Raw genomic sequence first — 26,102 nt, forward strand, 5'->3', positions numbered from 1 at the left:
TCACGGTGCTTTGATTTCTTGTCCCAGCTCACCTCGGCGCGAACCATGGTGTCCATGAGCTATCGCACTGTCGACACCTCACGCCGGGTGATCGATCTGGCCACCGGGATTCTGGTGGGCCTGCGCGGGTGCTCGGAGCGCGACGCGTTCGCCGAACTGGTGGCCGTGGTTCAGCACACCGGCATCGGCCTTGGCAGTATCGCGCGGGCGTTGGTGGCGATTGCCGGATCCCCTGGCGACTCGGTGCCCCATCAGGCCGAGGCGTTCGATGCGTGGGCGGACCTGCTCGCGGCTCGGGCGCTCACCGCCGCGGCGCACTAGACTCGCGGTCGGCGCACAGTATCGGAGCGGAGCACCATGACCACAGTCGAAGACACCACACCCGCGACGTTCGAAGACGCCTGGAACGAGTGGCACCGGGAGCGCGAGCGCTACTACCGCGATCCGCTCGGCTGGGTCAGCCTCACGGGCTTGTACTGGCTCACCGACGAATTCACGTCCATTGCCGACCTCCCGGGTCAGTGGCGAGCCGACGCCGATGCCGCCTACGTCGACGGGACCGACGGGACCGAGGTGCTGCGTCCGGTCGAGGGCGCACCGGGAGTGCTCGTCGAGGCAGGCGATCGGCGTATCGAGGTTATCCGCCGGACGGGTTCGGTCGCGTTGCGCGTACACGACCCGGAATCGCCCCACCTGTCGGCGTATCAGGGCATTCCCGCCTACGCACCGGACGTACGGTGGCGGGTGCCCGGCAGATTCACCGCGCATCCGCAGCCGGAGGTCATCACGACGGGCGCCGTCGTCGATGGGCTCGAACACCACCACACCGCGGTCGGTGTCATCGACTTCGAACTGGCCGGTGCCGCTTTGCGTCTGGTCGCGTTCGGCCGCCCCGACGGCAGCCTGCATGTGCTCTTCACCGACGCCACCAGCGGAGTGACGACGTATCCGGCGGCCAGGGGGCTCGGCGTCGACGAGCCCGACGCCGACGGCACGGTGACCCTCGACTTCAACCGGGCGTCGAACTTGCCCTGCGCCTTCACCGATTACGCGACATGCCCGGTTGCGCCGGCGGAGAACCGGCTGTCCGTGGCCGTCGAGGCCGGGGAAAAGAACCCCCGCTGAACGGCCCTCAGCCGGGGTCTGCCCCGGGAACTCCGCATCCGCCGACACGACGGGACCGCCCGGCCCGCGTCGTCGTCGTCGGCGGCGGGTTCAGTGGCACGATGACGGCCGTCAACATCGCCAGGCTGACCGAATACCCGTTGCACATCACCGTGGTCAACGACCGGGGCCCGGTGGGGCGCGGGGTCGCCTACGCGGTGCGGCGACCGGAGTATCTGCTCAACGTGGCCGCGCGCAACATGTCGGCGTTCCCCCACGAACCGAACCACTTCCTGGACTGGCTTCGCACCCGCTCGGAGTTCGAACTGAGCCCCGAGATCGAATTGCGCGAGCGCTTCGTCGCGCGCGAGATCTACGGCGACTACCTGCGTTCCATCGCGCAACACCATCTGCAAAGCCCGGGAGAAGGCGCCCTTGCCTCGTCGCAGTTGGTCAACGGTGTGGTCGTCGACATCGAATCGGCGGGACGAGGTTGCCGCGTGCGATTGGCGGACGGAACGGCTATCGACGCCGACCGGGTGGTGCTGGCCACCGGAAATGAGCCACCCGCGCCGTTGCCCGGCGCAGCGGAGCTGACCGACCATCCGGCCTGGGTGGCGAACCCGTGGCAGGCATGGGAACAACGGCTGCCGGACCACGATGGGACTGTGGTGCTTCTCGGAACCGGCCTGACGGCGGTCGACGCCATCATTACCCTGCGCGCGCTGGGCTGGCTGGGCACCATTCACGCGATATCCCGCCACGGCTGGTTTCCGCACGCACATTTCCGCGGGATCGAATACCCGGAATTTCCGCCTGCCGATGTCGACCTCGCCGCACTCGGGCTTGAACGTTTGGTGGCCCTCGTCGAGGAGCACTGCGCAATCCTGCACGAGCGCAACGCGAATCCCGCCATCATCGTCGACAAACTCCGGGGTTACACACAGCAGATCTGGTCGGGATTCAGCCTCGAGGACCGCCTGACGTTCGCCCGTGAACATGCCGCCCGCTGGAATGTCTTTCGGCATCGCATCGCTCCGGAGCTCCGTGCGCAGATCACCAGTTCCCAACTCACCGGCCAGCTTCGGGTGCATGCCGGCTCGATCGTCAAGCTCGAGCCGTCGGCGGCCCGGATTCGTGTCGAACTGGCCGATGGCCAGTCGGTGCAGGGCGATCTGGTGATCAACGCCACCGGTCCGTCGACGAGATTCACGGCGACCCGGTCGGTGCTGCTGCAGAATCTGCTGCGCGAGGGCTCGATCGCGCCAGACCTGACCGATCTCGGTGTCCACATCGATACCGACCACACGGTGTTGACCCGTTCCGGTGAACGCTCACCGTGGCTTCTCGCGTTGGGACCGCTATTGCGGGGTACCTACTGGGAAACGATCGCCGTACCCGAATTGCGTGTGCAAGCCAGGCGCGTGGCCGAGACGGTGCTGGGTGGGGCACGCGCCGAGCAGGAGAGCCAGCTACAGCTGGAATACATGATCTGACAACGCCGAGCAGCGCAGTGGTACAGGGGTTTTCCACAGATTCGGGTTCATCCCCAGATTTGAGTTTGGGTCCATTTTTGTCGGTGCGACGGCATAGACTTTCGAACATGAGTTCGATTGATGGCCTACTGGACGCGCTCGACGAAGTCGTCGCATCCATCGGCGCGGTCGATCTCGAGACCCTGCCCGCACCGAAGCGGTTCGCGGTATTGGAGCGGCTGGAAACAGCCCAGCGACGCCTGACGGCGATCTCTCACGCCGGGGTCGCCCGGTTGGAGCAATTCGAGGGGTGTCCACCGGTGGGGATTGCTTTGGCCGATGTGTTGCGGATCAGTCCCCCCGAAGCACGACGCCGGATTCGCGACGCCGAACAGTTGGCACCGCGGACCACGTTGACCGGGGATCCGCTGCCGCCTCTGTTGCCCGCAACGTCTCAGGCGTGGCACGACGGCCAGCTTGATCGCGAGCACCTGCGGGTGATCCAAAAGTTCTTCCACGACCTGCCCGACCATGTGCCGTCGGCCGAGGTGGAGAAGGCTGAACGCTCGCTGGCGGGGCATGCGGTGAATCTGCGTCCGGATCAGTTGGCGAAGGTCGCCTACCGGTTGGCGCTGCATCTCAATCCCGATGGCACGTTCTCGGACGACGACCGCGCCCGCAAGCGGGGGTTCGTGTGGTGCGGCGGGCAACAGGTCGATGGCATGAGCGTCGGCAAGCTCATCGCCGACCCGGAGTTGCGCTCAGAGCTCGACGCGTGGTTCGCGAAATTCGCCGCCCCCGGCATGTGCAACCCGGCCGACGACCATCCGACCGTCAACCCCTCCGATGAGGTCAAAGAGCGGGATCTGCGCAGCTGCGGGCAGCGCCAGCATGATGCCCTCAAAGCCTTGGTGCGCGGACAGCTCGGGGACCCGAAGTTCGGTCAGCACAACGGCTTACCCGTGACGGTGATCGTGACGGCCACCCTGCAAGACATCCAGAACAAAACCGGCTACGGGATCACCGCCAGCGGCGCCGTGGTCCCGATCTCGGACGTCATCCGCGTGGGCGCCCACGCGTATCACTACTTGGCGCTCTTCGACGGCGTGACGGGGCGGGCGTTGTGGCTAGGCCGCACCAAACGCATCGCTTCTGCCGACCAGCGAATCATCCTGCACGCCAAGGATCGTGGCTGCACCCGGCCCGGCTGCGACGCCCCCGGCTACCACTCCGTTGTCCACCACGCCGCAAAAGACTGGAAAAACGGCGGCAACACCGACATCAACGACCTCACCCTGGCCTGCCCGCCCGACAACCAACTCGTCGAAACCGGCGGCTGGGACACCCGCATCCTGGCAGGCGGCCAAACCCAATGGATCCCACCACCAGGACTACCCATGCTCAAGGGCGGAGTCAACGACTACCACCACCCAGAGCGGCTGCTGGAGAACGACAGCGATCCGCCGGCCGACGATGCAGGCGCGGCCTAACCCGGCTAGTTGCCCTGTCCCCCACGGCCGATCGATGCCAGATCGGCGACCGGGTCGATGCGGTTGATCAGCCAGTCGCCGAGGATGCGCGCCTTGTAGACCCGCGGATTGTGCGAGGCCAGCGTTCGCGCATTCTTCCAATGCCGGTCCAGCCCACGCCGTTCGGACACCCCGGATGCGCCGAGCGCATCGAAGATCCGCGTCGTGGCCGACAACGCTGCCGCGATGATCACCAGTTGGGCTTGGTCGACGGCGACCTCCGCGTCGATCAGCAGCCGCCGCGCACCCGCCTCGTCACCGGCCAGCCGGCCCGACACGATGCGGTCCAGCGTTGCGGTGCTCCGCGCCAGCGCCGCTTCCGCGGCGAACACATCGGCCGAGACCTCACCGACCACCTGAAGCAGTTGCGGATCGAACGACGGAACGGCCGTCAATCCCTGCGGGTAGTTGCGGATTCGTTCGGCCAGGGCGCTCGAGCCGTCGCGCAGTGCGGCTTTGGTGATGCCTGTCAGCACCGAGTGCATGGCGGTCTGATAGAAGTGCGCCTGGTAGGCGAACCGTTCGGTGGCCGGGAAGACATTTCCGGACTCGGCACGCGCCCGTTCGTAGCGGGCGGTACCGCTGGCCGTGGTGCGCTGGCCGAACCCGTCCCAGTCGTCGACGAGTGTCACTCCCGGGTCGTCGCGGCGCACCAGCGCTGTCACCAGCTGGCCGTCATCACCGCGACCCAGCACGTCGAGCCAGTCGGCGTAAAGACTGCCGGTCGCATAGTATTTCGCGCCGCTGACCGACCAGTGGTCGTCTTCGGCGGTGATCGTGGAGGTCAGATTGGCCAGGGTCACATTGTTGGCTTCGGTCCAGCCGCCACCGACGAATTCACCGGCGAGGAACCGCTTGATCCAGGTGTCGTTGGTGTCCGATTGCGGTGCGTTGAGCCGGTCTTCGACGAACGCCAGGTGGTTGCGCCAGATGTGCGCGACATTGGGGTCCGCCTCGGCCAGCTCGGCCAACAGCGCGAAGGTCTGCTCCAGCGAGGCACCGAAACCGCCATGAATGGCCGGAATTCGCACCGTACCGAAGTCGACGTCGGCCAGCCAGCGGACCTGCTCATGCGGGAACACCCGCTCCCGTTCCCGCTCGAGGTTGCCTTGCGCGATCTTGTCGAACACGGGCCGGAATACCGAGAACAGGCCGTCGTCGGAGGCGGTCGGATCCGCCAGATACGTGAGTGTCGCGCTCATTGTCGGGGTCCTGGACTCTCGATGCGGTAGGAGTACTGCTCCTCGACCGCCACATATCCGAGGCGGCGGTACAGCAGGTGCGCCTTGCTGCGGTTGTTGATATCGGTACCCAGTGAGGCGACGGTCAGCCCGCGCCGCAGCGCGGCCAGCCAGATCTTCTGCAGCAGCACCTCGCCGATGCCGTGCCGCCGAAGGTCCGGGCGCACTCCGATGTAGTCGGTATGTGCGCTCAGTTCCTGCGCTCCGGCCACCCCGGTGATGAACGTCGAGCCCAGCACATAGCCGACCACGTCGGCCGCCTCGTCGAGCGCGGCGATGCTGAAGTCGGGCGTGAATGCCCGGCTGGCGATGTGGTGCTCCCAGTCCTCCGGGCTCTTCGACATGTTGCCGAAATGCTCCAGAAAGGTGCTGTGCTGGAGCCTGCGGACCTGCTCGCCCAATCCCCTACTGATGACCTCGGGCCAGCCGATCACCGTGATACCCGCAGCGCCAACATGTTCCAGCGCACCGCGGTTCTCCCCGTGCAATGGTTTGCGGGTGCGAATGAACTCGGCCTCGCGCACCGCACCGCGCCGCTTGAGCGCGTCGATGACCACCGGCTGATTGGCGCCGATGATCACCCGAAAATACGCGCCGGGGATGTTCGCAGCTTCCCGCTCGAACCGGTGCACCGCGGTGCGCACGACGTCGTCGATGATGTCGGACCCGACATCGGGATCGATGACGAAGTCGCCGCTGATTTCCGGCTCCGCACCGTGCGGCCGGTGCACGGCGGTGTAACCGCGGACTCGTCCGAGCGCGTCGCGGAGCACCGTCGCCTCGAATACCGACGCCAGCTGCTCGGCGATATCGCGGGAGTCGGCGGCGAACTTGCGCCCGCTGAGCCCATGCGTGGTGGCCAGGAAGTCGGCGATCAGCGGATGGTCGGCGGTGCTGACCGGTGCCACCGACCAGTTGCCGGTCACCGTGACGTCGAGCAGTGTCATCGGAAGCTCCTCGGTGACGGGACCGAGATCCCCAGCAGCGTCGTCTCGCTGATCCACGTCGGTGTGCTCGCCCGCAGGAAGCCCGCGCGCAGTGACGACACGAGGCGCCGAATCCGGCTCACGGCGCCACCACCTCCTTGTCCTTGTCCCTGTCCTTGTCCTCGTCCGTTTGGGGCTCGTCATGGCTGAGCACGTCGAGGATCCCCTCCTCGACGAGCCGCTGCTGTTCAGCCTCCGACAGGGTCTGGATGCTGCCGAGCCGCGCCGCCACCTCGGGGCGGGTCGCACGCAGGTACCAGTACCAGAGCAGGCCCACGAACAGCAGCCCGAAGAACACGAACGGCAGGATGTTGAAGGGGAATTCAGGCACCGGGAAGAAGTTGGAGAAGATCACGTAGCCAATGCCGAGCGCGGCCGCAACCGAGATGACCAACCGAGTGGTGGTGAGTGCCTTGATCTTTCGCAGCCAGATCGGAGTGGCAATGACCACGAGCAGGTAGCTGACAAGGAATCCCCAGTTGGCGACATAACCACCGTAGACATCGAACACCAGCCGGCCCACCGAACTGAAGGTGGCCGTCACCGAGAACACGAACGCCAGCGCACCGACCAGCGCGATACCGACCCAGGGGGTCCGGTACTTGGCATGCACCTTCGTCAGCGCGCTCGGCAGCGCACCCTCGTGAGCAAAGGTGAACAGTGAGCGGGCCGCCGCGGTGGTGACCGCAGTGACGAACACGATGAACGCGATGGCCACCGCCGCACTCACGATGTAATTGACCCACGACACCCCGGTCACGTCGGCGAGCTGCGGCAGCACCGCCTTGTCACCATTGATGTCACCGAAATGCAGGATCTGCGGGTACGTGGCGAAGATGTAGATCACGCCGATCAGCAGCACGACCCGCAGCAGTGAGCGCGCGATGTTCTGGTGCGCGTTCTTGGCTTCCGCGCCGAGCGAGGCCACACTCTCGAAGCCCGCGTAGGACCCGACCGCCGTGACAGCGGCGATGAACGTCGCGCTCGACCCCAGGTGGGTGAGGCTGAACTGCTCGGTGTCGATGTGGAAGCCGTAGGTGACGTAGGAGGCGACGATGATCACCAGGATCGAGGCGATCGCGACCACCTCGAAGGCCAGCTCGTACTTGGCGGCGATGGCCACCCCCCGGAAGGGCAGGTAGGTCGCGGCGGCCACCACGACGATCACCAGCAGCAGGCGGAACCATGTTGCCTGCGAACCCAATCCGATGGACTCCAGGAACGAGTCGAGATACAGCACCCCGCCGAGCGTTCCGGTGATCGCGAAACCGATGTAGCCCAGCAAGAGACTGAAGCCGGCCGCATAGGCGAACCCGGGGCCCAGACCGTTACCCGTGTACGTGCCCAGCGAGCCCGACGACACCGTGCGCTTGGCCTGGAAGCTGATGGTCGTGGCGATGAGGATGGTGAGCGCCAGGCCGACGATCACCGCCCAGGAGGCGCCCTTCCCCGCGGCGACGAACAACGAGTAGGGCACCACGGCCACGGCGACGCTCGGCGCCGCCGCCGCGAGGCCCTGGGCGAAGACACCCCACGGCCCCAACGCTTCTCGTTCAAGTCCGGTCGATTCCGCGGCGGTCAGTGAGCGACCGCCGATGCCGAATTGTGGTGTGGACACAGTGCCGCCTTTCCCGCCCGGCGTGCGTCATCGCCGCCACGCATTCGCTTGGCACGCAGGGATTTAACGTATTGTTGACGTATCTGACACGGTGCCCGAAAGTTGCGCTCGGCGTCAGTTATCGGATCGCCGAGATTCTTTTCCGGGGTGCCGCACCTGGGTGTTCGTCGGGCAGCAGCGCCGAACCGAATGGAAACAGCCGTTGCCGCAACGTGTCCGCACGGTCCGCGGTCGCCAATCCGCGCCGCCGCAGCTCGGGGATGAGGTACTCGGCAACGTCGGCGAAACTGCCGGGTGTGACGTGGTAGGCGATGTTGAAGCCGTCGACCCCGGCCTCCGCAGCGAAGTCAGCCAGCCCGTCCGCGACGGTCGACGCGTCACCGACGAACAACGGTCCGCCGAATCCGCCGAGGCCGCCGACATAGTCCCGCAAGGTGATCCGCTGCCGAAGCCCGTCGGAGTCGTCCACCGTGGCCAGGATGGACTGGCTGGCATCGGTCTCGAACTGCTCGATCGGCCGGTCGACGCCGTAGGTCGACCAATCCACACCGCTCAGCGCCGAGAGCAGCACCAGACCGCCTTCCAGATCCGTATAGCGGGCAAGTTCGTCGGCCTTGGCCTGCGCCGCGCGTTGGGTGCTGTCGACGACGATCTCGACCGAGCTCAGGAATCGCACCGAGTCCGGGCTGCGCCCATGGCTCACCGCCCGGCGGCGCACGTCGTCCACCCGCGCTCGCACGACAGCAGGCCGCGGATCCGACAAGAAGACGATCTCGGCGTTGCGGGCCGCGAATTCTCGTCCCGCGGTCGATGATCCGGCCTGGAACAGCACCGGGGTGCGCTGCGGGGACGGCTCCACCAGATGCGCTCCCGGCACACTGAAGTACCGGCCCTCATGACCGATCGGATGCACCTTGGCGGCATCGGTGAACACCCCACCGGCGCGATCGCGCACCACGGCCCCGTCTTCCCAGGAGCCTTCCCACAGCTTGTAGGTGACGTCCAGGAACTCCTGTGCGATGGCGTAGCGCTCGTCGTGGGGAATCTGGCGTTCGCGGCCGATGATGTTGCGGGCGGCGCTGTCCAGGAGCGAGGTGACGATGTTCCAGCCGACCCTGCCGCCGGTGAGATGATCCAGCGTGCTGAACTTGCGGGCCAGTAGGTAGGGGCTCTCGTAGGTGGTCGACACGGTGATACCGAAACCCAGCCGCTGGGTTGCCGCGGCCATCGCCGATACCGCGAGCAACGGGTCGGTGACCGGGGTCTGCACGCCGTGGCTCAGCGCGGCGTCCGCACTGCCGCCGAACACATCGAGCTGGCCGACCGCGTCGGCGATGAACAACAGGTCGAATCCGCCCTCGTCGAGCAGACGCGCCAGATCCACCCAGTAGTTCAGGCTCGTGTATTGCGCGGTGCGATCGTCGGGGTGACGCCACATGCCGAAGTTGCCGTGTGACACCGTCGACATCGAGAATGCCGACAGGACGAACGGCGCCGGAAGGCTCATGCTGAGCGCTCCCTGCGTTCCGGGACGGGCAGGCCCAGGTGCGAGCGCAACGTCGTACCGGTGTACTCGTGCCGGAACAGTCCGCGCTTGCGCAGCACCGGGACCACCTGGTCGACGAAATCAGCGAACTGTCCCGGCAATCCGGAGTCGGTCAGCACAAAACCGTCGGCGGCATGGGACAGAAACCATGTCTCGATCTCGTCGGCAATCCGCTCCGGGGTGCCGATGACCTGCGCACCCCATCCGTTGATGGTGCGGTACAGGAACTCTCGCACGGTCGGGTTGCCATCGCGGGCCAGGGCACGGTAACCGGCCAAGGCGGTTTGGTGCGTTTCGGTGGTGTCGGGGAACGCCGAGTCGGGCACGGGGCCGTCGAGGTCGGCGCCGACGACGTCGACATCGACCTCCAGCAGCCAGCCGGCCTGATACTCCGGGCTGAAGTAGTCGTATGCCGACCGTTCGATGCGACGCACCTCGTCATCGGTAGAGCCGACGATGAACCTCAGCGACGGGGTGATCAGCGGCGCGGCCGGTCGCCCGGCGCGGCCGGCCTCGGCATGAACCTTGCGGTAGAACTCCTGGGCACCGGCGATCGTGCCCTGCCCGGTGAAGATGACCTCGGCGTGCCGCGCGGCGAACTGCCGTCCGCGTGGCGACGATCCGGCCTGAAAGATCACCGGCTGACCCTGCGCAGACCGGGCGGCGCCGATCGGACCCGCGACCTGAAAGTGCGGGCCCCGGTGATCGGCGACCTGAATCGCACTGAGGTCGTTGAAGATTCCTCGTCCACGGTCCTCGACGATGGTCTCGGATCCCCAACCGTCCCAGAGCTTCCTGACGACCTCGATCGCCTCGTCGGCGATCTCGTAGCGGGCGTCGTGCTCGACCACTCCCCTGCCGCTGAAGTTGGCTGCCGCGGCGTGCGCGAAGCTGGTCACCAGGTTCCACCCGGCCCGGCCACCGCTGAGATGGTCCAGCGACAGCAACTGGCGGGCAAGGTGATAGGGATGAGCCAACGTGGCCGACCCGGTGACGACCAAACCGATGTGCTCGGTCACCGACGACAGGGCCGCCGTCGCCGTCAGTGGCTCAAAGTCCTCAGTTGTCTTGTACGCCCAGGTTTCCCGTGGGCCGAAGTTGAGGCCGTCGGGGAAGAACAACGCGTCGAAGGTGCCCTTCTCCGCGGTCTGAGCACGCTCGACCAGCCGGCGACGCACCGCCGCGGTGCTGTTGTCGATCTCCGGATGCCGCCACGGGCCCGCCGACCGCGTGCTGCCGAAAGTCAGGAGGTGCACTTCTCGGGACACCTGCGCAGCCTAGGACCACCCGAGGTCACGGCACAGCGGTTAAACCCGCCCCGAATTGAATTGCCGCCCAGCGGGAAGCACGCCCGCGGCGGCTACTTCTTCGCCGCATGCTCGAGCATCGCCGAGGCGATGCTCTTGGCCTCGTCGTTGATCGAGTTGCTGCACGCCCACGCTTCGACCACCAGATTGGCCGCCGACGTCAGTGCGTGCTGGCAGCCCCATCCGCCGGCGTTGCGCTGGCTGGACTGCTGGGTGAGGATGTCGCCAGTTGTGTTGGCCTTGTCGATCTTCCAGGTGGAGTGCACGTCGGAGTTGTCGATGTCGATCGACGTACCACCGCACTTGTCCCATGTCGTCCGGGACCCCTCGACGAACTTCTGGGCCTTGTCCGCCGACGGGTAGAGCACCGCGATCTGTTCGACCCAGTGCGCATTGTCGGTGGTGGGCTCCTGGAGTACCTCGTCGCGGACAGCCGTCCAGTCGCTGCCCTTGTAGACCAGTTCTTCGGCACCGTAGATCGCGCCAAGACAGTCGACGTCGGACACCCCGTCGGAGTTGTCGCTCATGCTCTGCGATGACGCGGTCGCCCGGATTCCGGTGGCGTCCATGACGCCGTTGACCTCACCCGCGGTGAGCAGCACCCGGTCGAGGTCGGACTCCTCGAGCTTGGGCACGTTGGTGGGAGTGGGGCCGGCAGCCTGGCCACGCAGCGCCGTACCGCTCACGGTCGACACACATCCGGACAGCAACGCGCCGATCAGGACGGCGGTGCAGAACACAGGCGCACGGCGGCTCACGGACGATATTGTCCCTCAGCTGGCAGTTTCCTGTGCCCCAACACCTGGATTAGCGTCCCCGGTTGATCTTGTCCTGCATCGTTGTGGCCAGGCTGACCGCCCGGCCCGAGGCCCGTTGCTCAGCCGGGGTGCCACCGGTGACCGCGACGTCCACGTCGACAACGCAATCGGCCGCCAACCCGATGGCCCGCTCGGTGGGAAATGTCGCGTCCCCCTGGTTGTCGGAGTTGATCACCGTCGCCGACAACACCGGTCCGTCCACCTTCACGTCGGTGATCTTCTGGTACAGCTCGGTGTTGGCCGGGCTGCGCAGCACGCTGCGCACCGTCTTACCTTCGCAGGCCTTCCATCGGCTGACGAATCCGCCGAACATCCGTTGCGCCTCGGCTTCGGAGCCGAACTCGACGACACCGGCGTCGAGACTGGACACCGTCTGGCCGCCGCCGAAGTTCGAGAACTCCTGCCAGGCGGCACGCCGCACGTCGCCACCCTCGTACACCACCCGCATGAACGGTGTGATCGGGCCAAGGCATTCGATGGGATTGGCGTCGTTGTTGTCACGAATCCCGTTGGGTAACACGTCAATTCCGCCAACTGACGGTAAACCGTTGTCGGGCAGTGGGTTTCCCGCAGCCTGACCAGCTTCGGCATTGCTCGGCAGGATCGCGGCGAGGTCACGCACCGCGCTGACAGGGTCGCGGCGCGCGGCGGTGCCGGCCACCGTGCTCGTGCATCCCGCAAGCACGACGACGCCGACTACGGCACCAACTATCGATCGCCCCCGAACGACATGAAGGTCGCGTGTGATGAAATCCCCTACTTCTTTGCTTTGTCGCTGCCGGCCTCGGATGACAGCGCGGCGACGAAGGCTTCCTGCGGTACTTCGACCCGGCCGATGGTCTTCATCCGCTTCTTGCCTTCCTTCTGCTTCTCGAGCAGTTTGCGCTTGCGGGTGATGTCACCGCCGTAGCACTTGCTAAGCACGTCCTTGCGGATCGCCCGGATGTTCTCGCGGGCAATGATTCTCGCTCCGATGGCGGCCTGGATCGGCACCTCGAACTGCTGACGGGGAATGAGCTCCTTGAGCTTGGTCGTCATCTTGTTGCCGTAGGCGGCGGCACCATCCTTGTGCACGATGGCACTGAAGGCGTCGACGGCCTCGCCCTGCAGCAGGATGTCCACCTTCACCAGGTCGGCTTCCTGCTCGCCCGCTTCCTCGTAGTCGAGGCTGGCGTAGCCGCGGGTCCGCGATTTCAGCGAGTCGAAGAAGTCGAAGATGATCTCGCCCAGCGGCATGGTGTAGCGCAGCTCGACTCGTTCGGGCGACAGGTAGTCCATGCCGCCGAGCTCGCCGCGACGGGACTGGCACAGCTCCATGATCGTGCCGATGAACTCACTGGGCGCGATGACCGTCGTCTTCACGATCGGTTCGAAGACGGACCGGACCTTGCCCTCCTGCCAGTCCGAGGGGTTCGTCACGACGATCTCAGAACCGTCGTCCCTGACGATTCGGTAGACGACGTTCGGGGCGGTGGAGATCAGGTCCAGGTCGAACTCGCGCTCAAGGCGCTCCCTGGTGATCTCCATGTGCAGCAGGCCCAGAAAGCCGCAGCGGAAGCCGAAGCCGAGCGCCACCGAGGTTTCCGGCTCCCACACCAGCGCAGCATCGTTGAGCTGCAACCGTTCGAGCGCATCGCGCAGGTTCGGGTAATCCGAGCCGTCCACGGGATACAGCCCGGAGTAGACCATCGGCCGTGGCTCCCGGTAGCCCGTCAGCGCTTCGGTGGCGCCGTTGCGGAACGACGTGACGGTGTCGCCGACCTTCGACTGCCGGACGTCCTTGACGCCGGTGATGAGATAGCCCACCTCGCCGACGCCGAGGCCCTCGGTCGCCTTGGGCTCGGGTGAGACGATGCCGACTTCCAGCAGTTCGTGCGTCGTGCCGGTGGACATCATCTTGATCTTCTCGCGCGGCTTGAGCGTGCCGTCCACCACGCGCACGTAGGTGACCACGCCGCGGTAGATGTCGTAGACCGAGTCGAAGATCATCGCCCGTGCGGGTGCGTCGGCGTCGCCAACCGGCGCCGGGATCAGCCGGACCACCTCGTCGAGCAGCTCGCGGACACCCTCGCCGGTCTTGCCCGAGACGCGGAGCACGTCCTCGGGCTCGCAGCCGATGATGTGGGCGATCTCGCCGGCGTAGCGATCGGGGTCGGCGGCGGGGAGGTCGATCTTGTTGAGCACCGGGATGATCGTCAAATCGCGGTCCAGCGCCAGGTAGAGGTTGGCCAGCGTCTGGGCCTCGATGCCCTGGGCGGCGTCGACCAGCAGCACCGCGCCCTCGCAGGCCTCCAGCGCGCGGGACACCTCATAGGTGAAGTCGACGTGGCCGGGGGTGTCGATCAGGTGCAGCACGAACTGCTCACCGGAGACCTCCCACGGCAGGCGCACGTTCTGCGCCTTGATGGTGATGCCGCGTTCGCGCTCGATGTCCATCCGGTCGAGGTACTGAGCACGCATGTCGCGGTCGGCGACCACGCCGGTGATGCCGAGCATCCGGTCGGCGAGCGTGGACTTCCCATGATCGATGTGAGCGATGATGCAGAAGTTCCGAATCTGCGCCGGCGCAGTGAAAGTCTTGTCGGCGAAGCTGCTGATGGGAATCTCCTGGTGGGGTCGTGCTTCGAGGGGGCCCTCGGGTTTTACCAGGGTATCGAGTGGGGCCCTTCGGGACACAATCGTGCGCCGCGAGGTCTCCGCGTTCCGCCTATGCTGTCGAGAATGGCGTCGCAGTGGAGGACGTTCCAGAGACTCGCAGAGCACCTCGTTTTCAACGAGGCGCCCAGATTCATCCGGCAATTGCCGATTCCCCAGGCCGTGCCGCGAACCATCCAGCAGGGGCTCAGGCTGGGCCTCGAGGCGCTGGTGGCCAGTTCCGTGGCCACCGAGCAGCCCGCTGCGATCACCGCGGGCCGCCCCGTGACCAGCAGCAGCGTGCCGACCGCGCACCGCGCGCGCCGCCTTATCTATGCACCCGATCTCGACGGCCGCGCCGACCCGGGCGAGGTGGTCTGGACCTGGGTGGTCTACGAGGACGACCCGACCCGGGGCAAGGACCGGCCGGTGCTGGTGGTCGGGCGCGACCGTCAGACCCTGCTGGGCCTGATGCTGTCCAGCCAGACCCAGCACTCCGAGGACGGCAACTGGATCGGTATCGGCTCGGGCGGCTGGGATTACGAGGGCCGGGCCAGCTGGGTGCGGTTGGATCGGGTCCTCGACGTCCCCGAGGAGGGCATCCGCCGCGAGGGCGCGATCCTGGAGAAATCGACCTTCGAGGTGGTCGCCGCCCGACTGCGCGCCGAGTACTCCTGGAGCTAGCGGCTAACCGCCTTGCGTGATGTAGGCCTGCAGATGCTCCTGCTCGGACTGCAACTGCTCCATCCGGTGCTTCACGACATCGCCGATGCTGACGATGCCGACCAGCCGGTCGCCCTGCATCACCGGGACGTGACGCACTCGGTTGTTGGTCATCAACGCGCTCAGATCGTCGATCTGGTCCTCGGGCGTGCAGGTCACCAGGATCTTGCTCATGATGTCGGAAACCGAGCTGCGCAGCAGCTCAGGGCCGTGGTCATGCAGTTTGCGCACGACGTCGCGCTCCGAGACGATGCCCACGACACCATCGGCGCCCACCACGACCATCGCGCCGATGTTGTGAATGACCAATTCGGCGAGCAAACCCGTCACGGTGGTCGTCTCGGTGACCGTGGCCACCGCCGCGCCCTTGGTGCGCAGAATGTCTGCGATGCGCATCGCGACTCCTTGTGATGGATGTCACATCAGGCTAAGGCTTATGGGAGCCCCGGGGAAGCAAACCGCCCCGGTTGCGTTAAGACAGAACGGACGAGGACGAGGAGATGGGCAATGGGCACACTGGCTACGACGGTGTTGGGTGACGGACTGACGGTCAGCGCGATCGGTTTCGGCGGGATGGCGCTGACCCCCGTGTACGGCGCGGTCGACGACACCGAATCGCTGGCGACGCTGCACCACTGCCTGGACGTGGGTGTGACGTTCATCGACACCGCCAACGTGTACGGCGTCGGCGCCAACGAGCGGCTGATCGCCCAGCTGCTGGCCGATCGCCGTGACGAGGTGCAGCTGGCGACGAAGTTCGGCATCGACGGCGACCCGACCACAGGGAAGCTCAAGGCCCGCGGAGACGCCGCGTATGTGCGGCAGAGCATCGACGAAAGCCTGGGCCGGCTCGGGACCGACAGCGTCGACCTCTACTACATGCACCGCCGCGACGTGTCGGTGCCGATCGAGGAGACCGTCGGCGCGATGGCCGAGCTGGTCACCGCCGGCAAGGTGCGCCATCTGGGGCTGTCCGAGGTGACGGCCGACGAGCTGCGCGCCGCGGTGGCGGTGCACCCGATCGCGGCGGTGCAGAGCGAGTGGTCGATCTGGAGCCGCGACGTCGAAGCCAACGTCGTGCCGGCCGCCGCGGAACTCGGCGTCGGCTTCGTCCCGTATTCGCCGCTGGGCCGCGGCTTCCTGGCCGGCGCGGTTCGCTCGGCCGCCGACTTGTCGTCGGGTGGGGACCTTCGCAGCCTCATGCCGCGCTTCGCCGGCGAGGCGCTCGACACGAATATGGCTGTGGTGCAGGTGGTTACCTCGATCGCCGAGGAGGTCGGCGCGACACCGGCCCAGGTGGCGCTGGCTTGGCTGCACCAGCGCGCCGAGGCGCTGGGCGTGGTCTCGGTGCCCATCCCGGGTACCCGGCGTGCCGCCAGGGTCGACGAGAACACCGGCTCGCTGTCGGTGCACCTGAACCCCGACCAGATGACGGCGCTGGAGACTGCGGGTGCGCGCGTGTCCGGCCACCGCTCGTTCGACCCGGGTGGGGTGTCGTCGGCCCGCGAGTGATGATCCGGCGTGTAGTAATGACCCCATGATCGACATCACGCTGCTTGGCACCGGAAGCCCGATGATCGACCCGAACCGGGCCGGACCGTCGACCCTGGTGAAAGCCGGTGACGCGGTGTTCCTGGTGGACTGCGGGCGCGGGGTGCTGATGCGGGCAGCGGCGGCCGGCGTCGGCGCGGCCAACATCTCCGCGCTGTTGCTGACCCACCTGCACAGCGACCACATCACCGACCTGTCCGACGTCATCACGACGCGCTGGGTGACGACGTTCGTGCCCACCCCGCTGCCGATCATCGGCCCGCCCGGCACCAAGGCCGTCGTCGAGGCGACGCTGGCCGCGCTGGCACCCGACATCTCCTACCGCATCGGCCATCACCCCGACATCACCGAACCCCCGTCGATTCAGGTGCACGAGTACACCGAGGGTCAGGTGTGGGACGACGGCGGTGTCCGCATCACCGCGGCGCCCACCGACCACCGACCGGTCGAACCGACGCTGGGTTTCCGTGTCGAGTACGACGGCGCCACGGTGGTGCTGGCCGGTGACACCGTGCCGTGCGCGAGCCTGGACGCCCTCGCTGCGGGCGCAAACGCTTTGGTGCACACGGTGATTCGTGCGGATCTGGTGGCGCAGATACCGGTTCAGCGACTCCGCGACATCCTCGACTACCACTCGTCGGTGGAACAGGCCGCGGCCACCGCGGCCCGCGCCGGAGTCGGCAAGCTGGTGCTCACCCACTACGTGCCGGCACTCGTGCCCGGGCAGGAAGATCAGTGGCGCGCCCTGGCGGCCACCGAGTTCAGCGGCCCGGTGGAAATCGGCAACGATTTGCTTCAGGTGTCCGTCGGGAACTAATCCACCGCAGCGCACGACTCATGTGCGATGACAACGACGGTGGAAACCTCGACGCGACGCGCTGACTCCGCTGTGCTGCGCCGAATCTGGCGGCTGCACTTCTGGGTGGGGCTGTTCGCGGCGCCGGTGCTGGTGGTCCTGGCCTGCTCGGGGTTGGTGATCCTCTACAGCCAGCCGCTTGACGCCGTGCTGAACCGGCATCTGCTCGTCGTCGAGCCGGGATCGCAGACCGTGCCGCTCGACGCCCAGGTGATCACCGCCAAACAGCACGTCACCACCACCGACACCCTCGAAGCCGTCACCCCGCCCGACAGTCCGGACTCCTCCACGCGACTGGACTTCTTGTCCGCGACCGCGCCGGGCTACCCGCAGGCCGAAGCCAACGTCATCCAGGTGTTCGTCGATCCCTACACCGGCGCGTATCTGGGCCAGCGCGATCAGCTCTCGGGATTGGTGGGCTGGGCCAATCAGCTGCACCGGATGTTCGGCAACGACGGACCGCACGTGCCGCTGCCGTCGCTGGGACATCTGATCAACCCGTCGGCGTATCCCGAGTCCACGATCCCGGTGGGGATCGGCAACCTCTGGATGGAGCTGACCGCGATCTGGATTCTGGTGCTACTGGGCAGCGGCGTCTATCTGTGGTGGCCAAGGGCGATCGAAGCCGCCAAGCCGCTGTTGACAGTCCGGTGGCGCAGCGGCGGTCGGGTGCGGTGGCGCGATGTGCATGCGCTCACCGGTGTGGTCCTCGCCGTCATCCTGTCCTGCTACATCCTCTCGGGCATGACGTGGACGCGGTACTGGGGCGAGAACTGGCGGGCGGTGACCGCGACGGTCACGCCCTCGGCCCAAATCGATGCTCCCTCAACGCCGGCCAAGCTCGGTGACTACGACCGGTTGGGGCGCCGCATCGCCTGGGCCGCGACCGACGACCCGATCTACGCCTCACAGCCGGACGGCGCCGCGGCCCGACTGTCCTACGCCGACATCGACCGCATCGCCAAGGACGAGCACATGGTGCCCGGCTACGCGATCTTCCCGCCGTCGGACTCAACCCAGGACGGCGCAGAAGTCTTCGGCAGCTACACGGTGGTCAATCCGTGGCCGCAGCGGGTGTCCGAACAGCGGACGCTCTACCTGAATCAGTTCACCGGCGCGACGATCACCAACGCCACCGCCGCTGCGGACGGGGCGCTGTCGCGGTTGACCAGTTTCGGGATCGCCATGCACATGGGCCACCAATTCGGTTGGCTGACCCGCATTTCGGCCACCGTCGCCTGTCTCGGTGTCCTGCTCAGCGTGCTGACCGGGCTGCTGATGTGGTGGAAGCGGCGGCCGTCCGGCGGTAGCGGGCTGCCCGGCCCGGCCAGCCCGGCGGCTCGCGCCAACACCCCGAAGCGGGCGATGGTCACGGTGGCGGTCATCGCCATCGCACTCGGGGTGCTGTTCCCCGCGTTCGGCATCTCACTGATCGTGGTGCTCATCGCCGAGGGGATCGTCGCGGCCCGGCGTGATCACGCCAGCCGGGTGACCTCCACCACCACGTCGAGATCGGTTGACCCCTCGCCGGAGTAGATGCCCTTCAGCGGGGTCACGTCGGCGTAGTCCCGGCCGACCCCGACGCTGATGTACTGCTCGTTGATCTCGGAATCGTTGGTCGGGTCGTAATTCCACCAGCCGCCCGTCCACGCCTGGATCCAGGCGTGGCTCTGCCCGTCGACGGTGTCACCGACCACCGCGTTGCGCTTGGGGTGCAGATATCCCGAGACGTATCGCGACGGAATACCCATGCCGCGCAACAGAATCAGGGTCAGGTGCGCGAAATCCTGGCAGACGCCCTTGCCCTCGCGCAGCGCGTCGATGCCCGACGAGTGCACGCCGGTGGTGCCGGGCACGTACTGCAGTTCGCTGTGCGCCCATCGGGCGGCGGCGATGACGGCTGCCTGCGGATCGTTCTCCTTGACGATGCGCCTGCCGACCCGCTCGAGCCGCCGGCTCGCCGGCGTGTAGTGCGTGGCGGTGAGCACCTCGTCGAAACGATCCCGCACCGCCTCGGACGCCAGTTCATCCCACGACACTTCGTCCGTCGGCGCTTCCGGCTCCTCGGTCTCGACCACCGAGGACGCCGTCACCTCCAGTTCGGTGTGCGGTGCATGCAGGTCGAAAGCCGTTACCGCCGTGCCCCAATAGTCGACATACCGGTAAGAGCGGGTGGCCGGAATGGTTTCGACCCGGTTGAGGATGACGTTCTGCCGGGAATCCGAGCGCGGCGTGAGCCGGGCCTCGTTGTAGGAGGCGGTGACCGGTGACTTGTAGGCGTACCCCGTCGCGTGCACAACCCGCATGCGCCACATTCAGATCTCCCCTTCCTCGATGACCAGCTCAGCCTGTTGCCCGGCATCCGACCACGCCACCCACGGCGCGGAGTGGAAGTACTGCAGCGCCACCGCTTCTCCGACATCGCGGCAGGTCTCCTGCAGGCTGGCGAGCCGTTCTTCCAGAGACTCGAGCAGCACACCCGGTCGGATGAATTCCAGCTCACTGCGGGCCCGCCCGAGCAGGCGCTGGGCCTCAGCGGTAGAGCCAACTCGGTTGTGGCGGCGGTGCATCAGTTCGTCGAGGCTGTGCTCGGCAAGCTTGAGCGAGTAGTAGATCGACCGCGGGAAAAGCCGGTCCAGCAACATGAATTCGACGACCCGGCTGGCGTCGAGCACGCCACGATAGGTGCGTAGGTAGGTGTCGTGGGCGCCGGCCGAGCGCAGCACCGTCACCCACGCCGGCGAGGATGCGCTGTCCCCGACCCGGGATAGCAACAGCCGCACCGTCATATCGACCCGCTCGATCGCCCGGCCCAGCACCAGGAAGCGGTAGCCGTCGTCGCGCGAGAGTGTCGAATCGGCCAGCCCCGCGAACATCGCGGCCCGGCCCTCGATGAAGCTGAAGAACTCGTGCGGGCCCAGCCTGCGGGAGGCGCGCTCACGTTCGGCCAGCGCGTTGTAGGTGGTGTTCAGGCACTCCCACATGTCGGTGGACGTGACTTCCCTTGCCGAGCGGGCATTTTCGCGGGCTGCCGATATCGCGTCGACGATCGAGCAGCCGCCCTCCAGGTCACGGCTGAATGCCACCAGATCGGTCAGTGACCACAGATCGAGCTGGTGGTCGGGCGGCTCGATCCCCAGCACCTGCAGCAGCACCCGGGAGGTGTGGTCGGGGTCGACGCTGGAGTCCTCGAGCAGCTGGTGGACGGTGATGTCGAGGATGCGGGCGGTGTCGTCGGCGCGCTCGACATAACGCCCGATCCAATAGAGCGCCTCGGCGTTACGGGCCAGCATCAGCGCATCACCTGCTGCTGCTGTTGCTGGTCCTGCTGGTTCTGCTGCTGTTGCCCCTGCTGCTGCTGATTCTGCTCGGCGCCCTTCTCCGCGACCGGCGCCTTGGCCGTCTTGGGGATCTTGCGGACGACCTCGGCGGCGCCGAGCTCGCGGGCGGCCACCGACGTCCGGGATGCCAGCACCCAGGTGTCCTTGGATCCACCGCCCTGACTGGAGTTCACCAACAGCGAGCCCTCGGTGAGGGCGACCCGGGTCAACCCGCCGGGCAGCACCCACACCTCCTCGCCGTCGTTGACGGCGAACGGGCGCAGGTCGACGTGCCGGGGCGCCAACTCATCGCCGACCTTCGTCGGCACCGTCGACAGCTGCACCACCGGCTGCGCGATCCAGCCGCGGGGGTCGGCGTTGATCTTCTTGCGGATGGTCGCCAGCTCCTTGTCGCTGGCGTCCGGGCCAAACACAATGCCGTAGCCGCCGGAGCCCTCGACCGGCTTGACCACCAACTCGTCGACCCGGTCGAGCACCTCTTCGCGTTCCTCGTCGAGCCAGCAGCGCATCGTGTCGACGTTGGCCACCAACGGCTTCTCGCCGAGGTAGTACTCGATGATGGTCGGCACGTAGGTGTAGACGAGCTTGTCGTCGCCGACACCGTTGCCGACCGCGCTGGAGATCACCACGTTGCCGGCCCGCGCCGCGTTCAGCAGGCCCGCCACCCCCAGCACCGAGTCGGGGCGGAATTGCATGGGATCGAGGTAGTCGTCGTCGATGCGGCGGTAGATGACGTCGACCTGACGCTCACCCTCGGTGGTGCGCATGTACACGGTGTTGTCACGGCAGAACAGGTCGCGGCCTTCGACCAGTTCGACGCCCATCTGCCGGGCCAGCAGGGAGTGCTCGAAGTAGGCGGAGTTGAACGGGCCCGGGGTGAGGACGACGACGGTGGGGTCGGCCTCGTTGGTGGCCGCCGCGTTGCGCAGCGCCCGCAGCAGATGAGACGCGTAGTCGCCGACCGCCCGCACCCGGTGGGTGGCGAACAGATTCGGGAAGACCCGGGCCATGGTGCGCCGGTTCTCCATGACGTAGGAGACCCCCGACGGGGACCGCAGGTTGTCCTCGAGGACCCGGAAGGTGCCCTGGGCGTCGCGGACCAGGTCGATGCCTGCGACGTGGATGCGCACCCCGTTGGGCGGGTTGATCCCTACGGCCTGCCGGTGGAAATGCTCACAGGAGGTGACCAGCCGGCGCGGGATGACCCCGTCGCGCAGGATCTCCTGGTCGCCGTAGATGTCGTCGAGGTACATCTCGAGGGCTTTGACGCGCTGGGTGATGCCGCGTTCCAGCCGGGACCACTCGGCGGCGGAGATGACGCGGGGCACCAGGTCGAGCGGGAAGGGCCGCTCCTGGCCGGACAGCGAGAACGTGATGCCCTGGTCGATGAACGCGCGGCCCAGCGCCTCGGCCCTGGCCTCGAGCTCGTCGGCGTCGGACGGGGCGAGCTCGGCGAAGATGCCCTTGTACGGCCCGCGGACGTTGCCCTCGCTGTCGAACATCTCGTCGAACGCCTTGGCGTAGGAGCCCATGTTGTTGTAGCCGCCGAAGATATGGTCGTGTCTGTGCGGCCGTCGCGAACCGTTACGTGACGTCCGACTGGCTTCCGATGGCAGGGTACGAAGGCTCACCAGTCACATGCTGCCCCAAACTCGTCGTTTCGGCAGGCCAGTGAGCTCCGCTTTGGGAGATTCGAGTCCTGACTGGTACCCTGAGCAGTCGCTGCACGTGGGCCCGACGGCCCCGGCAAGACCGAGACCCCCAAGCTTGAAGACGAGGAATTAACGCGTGGCTAACATCAAGTCGCAGGAAAAGCGTATTCGCACCAACGAGAAGCGCCGCGTGCGCAACAAGTCGGTGAAGAGCTCGCTTCACACTGCGATCCGCGGATTCCGTGAGGCAGCTTCCGGGGGCGACAAGGACAAGGCCGCCGAGTTGCTGGCGTCGACCAGCCGCAAGCTGGACAAGGCCGCCAGCAAGGGCGTCATCCACAAGAACCAGGCGGCCAACAAGAAGTCCGCGCTGGCTCAGGCCTTCAACAAGATCTGATCAGTCCCGGCCGCTACCGGCGGCCAGTTGCGCGACCTTGCGCACCGCATTCTCCAGCACGTAATCGGCGTCGGCCGCTGCCCCTTTGACGTCGGCATTCAGCGCTGCCACCAGCCGGATCGCCGTCGCCACCTTGTCGCGTGACCATCTCCGCGACTGTTTCTGCGCCTTCTGAATGCGCCACGGCGGCATGCCCAGCTCGCCGGCCAGCCGGTACGGATCACCCGTCAGCGGGCCCACCCGCGCGATCGTGTGCACGGCCTCGGCCAGCGCGTCGGCCAGCAGGACGTGCGGAACGCCGCGCATCATCGCCCACCGCAGCGCCTCGGCCGACCCGGCGATATCGCCTACCACCGCCTTGTCGGCGATTTCGAAGCCGGTGACCTCCGCCTTGCCGCTGTGATAGCGCCGCACCGCGACCGCATCGATCTGACCATCGGTGTCGGCGACCAGCTGCGAGCAGGCCGCCGCGAGTTCCCGGATGTCGGAGCCGACGGCGTCGAGCAGTGCGGTGACCGTGTCGTCGTCGACCTTGACCTTCTGTGCGCGGAACTCGGTGCGCACGAAGTCGGCCCGTTCGGCGGGCTTGGCGATCTTGGCGCAGACGTGCACCTGGGCGCCGAGTTTCTTCAGCTGATCGGCCAGCGCCTTGGCGCGCCCGCCGCCGGAGTGCACCACGGCCAGCACGGTGCCGGGCGGCAGGTCGGCGGCCGCCGCGGCGATCAGCTCGACGGCCTCCTTGCCCGCTTCGGCGGCCGACTCGAGCACCACCACCCGTTCGTCGGCGAACAGCGACGGGCTGAGCAGTTCGGCGAGCTCGTTGACCGACACCTCGCCTGCGCGCAGCCGGTCGATCGGGACGTCGGCGCTGCCCGCGACACCGCGGGCGATCCGCAACACCTCGGAGACGGCGCGGTCGACGAGGAGCTCCTCGTCACCCAGGATCAGATGCAGGCCTGCCGTCTCGCTCACCAGACGATCGTTTCACGTCCGGCCGACACCGGCTGACACCGACCTTGCCGCAGCGCCACACCACCGCGACGGCCAGCGTCGCCGCGGCAACGGTCAGCACCCCGGCGAGCCCGGACGGCACCGAGACCGCAGCACCGGGCACCTCCGCAGCCGTCGACGCGACACGCAGCAGCCACCACAGCTCGGGGCCGGTGAAGCGGATCAGCAGCCCGGCGGCGGGCGCCGACAGCCAGCACAACGCCGCCGCGGCGGTGCCCAGCACCGTGATCGGTGGAATCACCACGGCAACAGCCAGATTGGCGAGTACACCGACCACGCTCAGACGCCCGGAGATCGCTGCCACCAACGGCGCGGTGACCAATTGGGCGGCCAGCGCGATACAGACCGCCTCGGCCAGTGGTTTCGGCCAGCCGTGTGCGATCAGTCGCGCCGCCCACCCCGGCGCCAGCACGATGAGCGCGGCGGTCGCCGATACGGATAGCGCGAAGCCGGCGTCGACAGCCAATTGCGGTGCCAGGATGAGCAATCCGAGCAGGGTGGCCGCCAGCATCGGAATGGCCTGACGTCTGCGGGCGCTCAGGATGGCCACCAAGGTGATGGCGCCCATCACCGCGGCGCGCAGCACGCTGGCGGTCGGCTGTACGACGACGACGAACGCCAGCAGCGCCACCGCGGCCAGGCCGACCGCCGCACGCGGGCCGATGAGCCCCGCCGACAGCAGCACCGTGCCGCAGACGATCGTGACGTTGGCGCCGGACACGGCGGTCAGATGAGTAAGCCCGGCCGTGCGGAATTGTGCTGTGGTGGCGGCACTTACAGCAGACGTGTCGCCCAGGACGAGCCCGGGCAGGATAGCGGCTTGATCGGCGGGCAGTACATCGCGGGATGCTTCGGCGAAGCGCGCGCGTACCGCCCGCGCCGCGCGCTGCATCGGCGACGCCCGGCCCAGCGCTGGCTCGCCGGTGGCGTTGAGCACGGCCACGGTCAGGTCGTGCCGAGTCGGCCGGCTGATCCGCGCCTTGAATCGGGCCGGCTGGCCCGCCATCAGCTCGCCGAACCCCGCGATCGGCGTGAAAACAACGACACTGCCGGGCATGTCGGTGCCGTTCAGCTCGGCCAGCGCGCCACGGAACATCAACCGGCCACTGCCCAGCGGCCGTGGGTCCTCCCCCGGCGTCACGGTCACCGTGGCCACGGTGCCGAACCGTTGCACGATGGGGTGCGCGCGGACCGCGGCGCTGCGCATCGTCGCCGCCAGCGCGAAGCCCGCCCCGACGATCGCGGCGCCGATCACCGCGACAGCCACCGCGCGCAGCACCGGCCGGGCCTCGCCGCACCACCGGGTCAGCGCCGCCCAGCCGAGCCCGACGGCTGCGCAGAGCACGGCCAGCAGCGGCCCGACCGTCCAGGTGATACCCGCCGCGGTGACCGCCCAGGCAGTCAGGGCCGCAGGCACCAGTCGCAGATCCAGCCGCGCGGCCGCATCGGTCACACCCGAACCAGCGCCCGCAGCTTGTCCAGCCGGGCCGGACCGATGCCGTCGACATCCCCGAGTTGATCGACGCTGCCGAACTTTCCGTTGGTGTCACGCCAGGCCACGATCGCGGCGGCCGTCACGGGTCCGACGCCGGGCAGTGCGTCGAGTTGTTCGACGGTCGCGGTGTTCAGGTCGACCGGTTCGGCAGGCGCCCCCTTTCCCGGCGCCGCCGGCGGTGTGGATGCGGCCGGTGGTCCGCCACTGATCGAGCTGCCCAGCGCGCTCGGCTGGCCCGCCGGGGTGCCGATACCGACCACGATCTGCTCGCCGTCGGTGAGGACGCGGGCCAGGTTCAGCCCGAGGGTGTCGGCCCCGTCGATGGTGCCGCCGGCGGCCGATACGGCATCAGCCACGCGCGCGCCGGGCGTCAGTGTCACCAGGCCGGGTTTGGTGACCAGCCCGACAACGCTGACGACGACCGGCTGATGGGCATCCGGGCTGGGCCGCGGGGATGCCGAGGACACCATTTCCACCGGCGGGAGTTTGGCCGATACGACCGGCGGTGGATCGTCACTCATCAGGGTGATCACCGTGATGAGCACGGCGACAACGGCAATCACCGCCAGTGCGACGCCGCCCGCGCGGCCCGGGTCGGCCCTGATCGCGGTCAGCCAGCCGGCACGTTGGGCGTGCCCGTCGGGGATCCAACTGGGCACCGGGATCTCGTCGGCGTCCTCGTCGTCGGCGGGTGCGGCGTCACCCGATTCGCCTGGGTGCAGGCGGCGGTGCAGACTGGCCAGCGGCTGGTCGGTGCGCATGTCGTGACGGTAGGTCCCCGCCGGGACAGCGAACGCTCATCAGGCCACGGGCCGTCG

The 26,102-nt window shown here is 67.4% G+C and carries 24 protein-coding genes; 9 read left to right on the forward strand and 15 right to left on the reverse strand.

The window, feature by feature from the left end; all coding sequences use genetic code 11:
* The first annotated feature begins 54 nt into the window (after positions 1 to 54).
* From SLQ31_RS27735 to SLQ31_RS27750, 4 genes are all read left to right on the forward strand, one after another.
* Complete coding sequence (locus SLQ31_RS27735; RefSeq protein ID WP_319437398.1) at positions 55 to 321, forward strand: ANTAR domain-containing protein; 267 nt, start codon at positions 55 to 57, stop codon at positions 319 to 321.
* 36 nt (positions 322 to 357) lie between these two features.
* Positions 358 to 1,125, forward strand: coding sequence for a DUF1684 domain-containing protein (locus SLQ31_RS27740; RefSeq protein ID WP_319437399.1), 768 nt, complete (start codon positions 358 to 360; stop codon positions 1,123 to 1,125).
* Positions 1,122 to 2,600: an FAD/NAD(P)-binding protein gene (locus SLQ31_RS27745; protein WP_319437487.1), complete on the forward strand. Its 1,479-nt coding sequence runs from the start codon at positions 1,122 to 1,124 to the stop codon at positions 2,598 to 2,600. The genes SLQ31_RS27740 and SLQ31_RS27745 overlap by 4 nt, the downstream gene beginning before the upstream one ends.
* Positions 2,601 to 2,707: 107 nt before the next feature.
* Positions 2,708 to 4,069 (forward strand): HNH endonuclease signature motif containing protein, encoded by a 1,362-nt coding sequence (locus SLQ31_RS27750; RefSeq protein WP_319437400.1) that lies wholly within the window; start codon positions 2,708 to 2,710, stop codon positions 4,067 to 4,069.
* Positions 4,070 to 4,074: 5 nt separating this feature from the next.
* Here SLQ31_RS27750 and SLQ31_RS27755 read toward each other — a convergent pair whose 3' ends face one another.
* The 8 genes from SLQ31_RS27755 to lepA all read right to left on the reverse strand — a co-directional run bounded on the left by SLQ31_RS27755 (position 4,075) and on the right by lepA (position 14,300).
* Complete coding sequence (locus tag SLQ31_RS27755; protein WP_319437401.1) at positions 4,075 to 5,310, reverse strand: acyl-CoA dehydrogenase family protein; 1,236 nt, start codon at positions 5,308 to 5,310, stop codon at positions 4,075 to 4,077.
* Positions 5,307 to 6,353 carry a GNAT family N-acetyltransferase gene (locus SLQ31_RS27760; RefSeq protein ID WP_319437402.1) on the reverse strand — a complete coding sequence of 349 codons (1,047 nt, stop codon included), beginning with the start codon at positions 6,351 to 6,353 and terminating at the stop codon, positions 5,307 to 5,309. The genes SLQ31_RS27755 and SLQ31_RS27760 overlap by 4 nt, the downstream gene beginning before the upstream one ends.
* 61 nt (positions 6,354 to 6,414) lie before the next feature.
* Positions 6,415 to 7,953 (reverse strand): APC family permease, encoded by a 1,539-nt coding sequence (locus SLQ31_RS27765; RefSeq protein ID WP_319437403.1) that lies wholly within the window; start codon positions 7,951 to 7,953, stop codon positions 6,415 to 6,417.
* Positions 7,954 to 8,071: 118 nt separating this feature from the next.
* Complete coding sequence (locus SLQ31_RS27770) at positions 8,072 to 9,460, reverse strand: NtaA/DmoA family FMN-dependent monooxygenase (RefSeq protein WP_319437404.1); 1,389 nt, start codon at positions 9,458 to 9,460, stop codon at positions 8,072 to 8,074.
* A complete protein-coding gene (locus SLQ31_RS27775) occupies positions 9,457 to 10,767 on the reverse strand; it encodes an NtaA/DmoA family FMN-dependent monooxygenase (protein ID WP_319437405.1) in 1,311 nt (436 codons plus the stop codon). Before SLQ31_RS27775 ends, SLQ31_RS27770 begins: the two co-directional genes overlap by 4 nt.
* 92 nt (positions 10,768 to 10,859) lie before the next feature.
* Positions 10,860 to 11,564: a sensor domain-containing protein gene (locus SLQ31_RS27780; RefSeq protein ID WP_319437406.1), complete on the reverse strand. Its 705-nt coding sequence runs from the start codon at positions 11,562 to 11,564 to the stop codon at positions 10,860 to 10,862.
* A 49-nt stretch (positions 11,565 to 11,613) separates the two neighbouring features.
* Complete coding sequence (locus SLQ31_RS27785; RefSeq protein ID WP_319437407.1) at positions 11,614 to 12,285, reverse strand: sensor domain-containing protein; 672 nt, start codon at positions 12,283 to 12,285, stop codon at positions 11,614 to 11,616.
* Positions 12,286 to 12,380: 95 nt separating this feature from the next.
* Positions 12,381 to 14,300 carry a translation elongation factor 4 gene (gene lepA, locus SLQ31_RS27790; RefSeq protein ID WP_413643176.1) on the reverse strand — a complete coding sequence of 640 codons (1,920 nt, stop codon included), beginning with the start codon at positions 14,298 to 14,300 and terminating at the stop codon, positions 12,381 to 12,383.
* 45 nt (positions 14,301 to 14,345) lie between these two features.
* Between lepA and SLQ31_RS27795 the strand changes: the two genes are divergently transcribed.
* Positions 14,346 to 14,942, forward strand: a complete 597-nt coding sequence (locus tag SLQ31_RS27795; protein WP_319437408.1) for a type II toxin-antitoxin system PemK/MazF family toxin — start codon at positions 14,346 to 14,348, stop codon at positions 14,940 to 14,942.
* Between the two features lie 3 nt (positions 14,943 to 14,945).
* Here SLQ31_RS27795 and SLQ31_RS27800 read toward each other — a convergent pair whose 3' ends face one another.
* Positions 14,946 to 15,377, reverse strand: coding sequence for a CBS domain-containing protein (locus SLQ31_RS27800; protein WP_319437409.1), 432 nt, complete (start codon positions 15,375 to 15,377; stop codon positions 14,946 to 14,948).
* A gap of 111 nt (positions 15,378 to 15,488) precedes the next feature.
* Between SLQ31_RS27800 and SLQ31_RS27805 the strand changes: the two genes are divergently transcribed.
* The 3 genes from SLQ31_RS27805 to SLQ31_RS27815 are packed head-to-tail and all read left to right on the forward strand — an operon-like array spanning position 15,489 to position 18,924.
* Positions 15,489 to 16,493: an aldo/keto reductase gene (locus SLQ31_RS27805; RefSeq protein ID WP_319437410.1), complete on the forward strand. Its 1,005-nt coding sequence runs from the start codon at positions 15,489 to 15,491 to the stop codon at positions 16,491 to 16,493.
* Positions 16,494 to 16,518: 25 nt separating this feature from the next.
* Positions 16,519 to 17,349, forward strand: coding sequence for a ribonuclease Z (locus SLQ31_RS27810; RefSeq protein ID WP_319437411.1), 831 nt, complete (start codon positions 16,519 to 16,521; stop codon positions 17,347 to 17,349).
* A 27-nt stretch (positions 17,350 to 17,376) separates the two neighbouring features.
* Positions 17,377 to 18,924: a PepSY domain-containing protein gene (locus tag SLQ31_RS27815; RefSeq protein WP_319437412.1), complete on the forward strand. Its 1,548-nt coding sequence runs from the start codon at positions 17,377 to 17,379 to the stop codon at positions 18,922 to 18,924.
* Here the strand turns inward: SLQ31_RS27815 and SLQ31_RS27820 are convergent.
* From SLQ31_RS27820 to SLQ31_RS27830, 3 genes are read right to left on the reverse strand one after another with little or no spacing between them, the layout of a single operon-like run.
* Positions 18,864 to 19,703, reverse strand: coding sequence for a transglutaminase family protein (locus SLQ31_RS27820; protein WP_319437413.1), 840 nt, complete (start codon positions 19,701 to 19,703; stop codon positions 18,864 to 18,866). The genes SLQ31_RS27815 and SLQ31_RS27820 overlap by 61 nt on opposite strands.
* A complete protein-coding gene (locus SLQ31_RS27825) occupies positions 19,704 to 20,681 on the reverse strand; it encodes an alpha-E domain-containing protein (RefSeq protein WP_319437414.1) in 978 nt (325 codons plus the stop codon).
* Positions 20,681 to 22,261 carry a circularly permuted type 2 ATP-grasp protein gene (locus tag SLQ31_RS27830; protein WP_413643207.1) on the reverse strand — a complete coding sequence of 527 codons (1,581 nt, stop codon included), beginning with the start codon at positions 22,259 to 22,261 and terminating at the stop codon, positions 20,681 to 20,683. Before SLQ31_RS27830 ends, SLQ31_RS27825 begins: the two co-directional genes overlap by 1 nt.
* Positions 22,262 to 22,517: 256 nt before the next feature.
* On the opposite strand from SLQ31_RS27830, the gene rpsT reads away from it, so the two are divergent.
* Positions 22,518 to 22,778 carry a 30S ribosomal protein S20 gene (rpsT, locus tag SLQ31_RS27835; RefSeq protein WP_319437416.1) on the forward strand — a complete coding sequence of 87 codons (261 nt, stop codon included), beginning with the start codon at positions 22,518 to 22,520 and terminating at the stop codon, positions 22,776 to 22,778.
* Here the strand turns inward: rpsT and holA are convergent, their stop codons facing one another.
* Genes holA through SLQ31_RS27850 form a run of 3 tightly spaced genes read right to left on the reverse strand, consistent with a single transcriptional unit; the run spans position 22,779 to position 26,045 of the window.
* Positions 22,779 to 23,732, reverse strand: a complete 954-nt coding sequence (gene holA, locus SLQ31_RS27840) for a DNA polymerase III subunit delta (RefSeq protein WP_319437489.1) — start codon at positions 23,730 to 23,732, stop codon at positions 22,779 to 22,781.
* Positions 23,713 to 25,242 carry a ComEC/Rec2 family competence protein gene (locus SLQ31_RS27845; RefSeq protein ID WP_319437417.1) on the reverse strand — a complete coding sequence of 510 codons (1,530 nt, stop codon included), beginning with the start codon at positions 25,240 to 25,242 and terminating at the stop codon, positions 23,713 to 23,715. Before SLQ31_RS27845 ends, holA begins: the two co-directional genes overlap by 20 nt.
* The gene (locus SLQ31_RS27850; RefSeq protein ID WP_319437418.1) at positions 25,239 to 26,045 is read right to left on the reverse strand and encodes a ComEA family DNA-binding protein; all 807 of its coding nucleotides are present in this window, start codon (positions 26,043 to 26,045) and stop codon (positions 25,239 to 25,241) included. The genes SLQ31_RS27845 and SLQ31_RS27850 overlap by 4 nt, the downstream gene beginning before the upstream one ends.
* Positions 26,046 to 26,102 lie beyond the last annotated feature (57 nt).

The sequence above is a fragment of the Mycobacterium sp. RTGN5 genome (genome assembly GCF_033804465.1).
In the GTDB taxonomy this organism is placed as follows: Bacteria; Actinomycetota; Actinomycetes; order Mycobacteriales; family Mycobacteriaceae; genus Mycobacterium.

Bases quoted from the DNA above. Each gene is read 5' to 3' on its own strand.
- SLQ31_RS27735 (WP_319437398.1), top strand. From the start codon at position 55: ATGAGCTATCGCACTGTCGACACCTCACGCCGGGTGATCGATCTGGCC.
- SLQ31_RS27740 (WP_319437399.1), top strand. From the start codon at position 358: ATGACCACAGTCGAAGACACCACACCCGCGACGTTCGAAGACGCCTGG.
- SLQ31_RS27750 (WP_319437400.1), top strand. From the start codon at position 2,708: ATGAGTTCGATTGATGGCCTACTGGACGCGCTCGACGAAGTCGTCGCA.
- SLQ31_RS27755 (WP_319437401.1), bottom strand. From the start codon at position 5,310: ATGAGCGCGACACTCACGTATCTGGCGGATCCGACCGCCTCCGACGAC.
- SLQ31_RS27770 (WP_319437404.1), bottom strand. From the start codon at position 9,460: ATGAGCCTTCCGGCGCCGTTCGTCCTGTCGGCATTCTCGATGTCGACG.
- SLQ31_RS27795 (WP_319437408.1), top strand. From the start codon at position 14,346: ATGGCGTCGCAGTGGAGGACGTTCCAGAGACTCGCAGAGCACCTCGTT.
- SLQ31_RS27800 (WP_319437409.1), bottom strand. From the start codon at position 15,377: ATGCGCATCGCAGACATTCTGCGCACCAAGGGCGCGGCGGTGGCCACG.
- SLQ31_RS27805 (WP_319437410.1), top strand. From the start codon at position 15,489: ATGGGCACACTGGCTACGACGGTGTTGGGTGACGGACTGACGGTCAGC.
- SLQ31_RS27810 (WP_319437411.1), top strand. From the start codon at position 16,519: ATGATCGACATCACGCTGCTTGGCACCGGAAGCCCGATGATCGACCCG.
- SLQ31_RS27815 (WP_319437412.1), top strand. From the start codon at position 17,377: ATGACAACGACGGTGGAAACCTCGACGCGACGCGCTGACTCCGCTGTG.
- SLQ31_RS27820 (WP_319437413.1), bottom strand. From the start codon at position 19,703: ATGTGGCGCATGCGGGTTGTGCACGCGACGGGGTACGCCTACAAGTCA.
- SLQ31_RS27825 (WP_319437414.1), bottom strand. From the start codon at position 20,681: ATGCTGGCCCGTAACGCCGAGGCGCTCTATTGGATCGGGCGTTATGTC.
- SLQ31_RS27830 (WP_413643207.1), bottom strand. From the start codon at position 22,261: ATGGGCTCCTACGCCAAGGCGTTCGACGAGATGTTCGACAGCGAGGGC.
- SLQ31_RS27850 (WP_319437418.1), bottom strand. From the start codon at position 26,045: ATGCGCACCGACCAGCCGCTGGCCAGTCTGCACCGCCGCCTGCACCCA.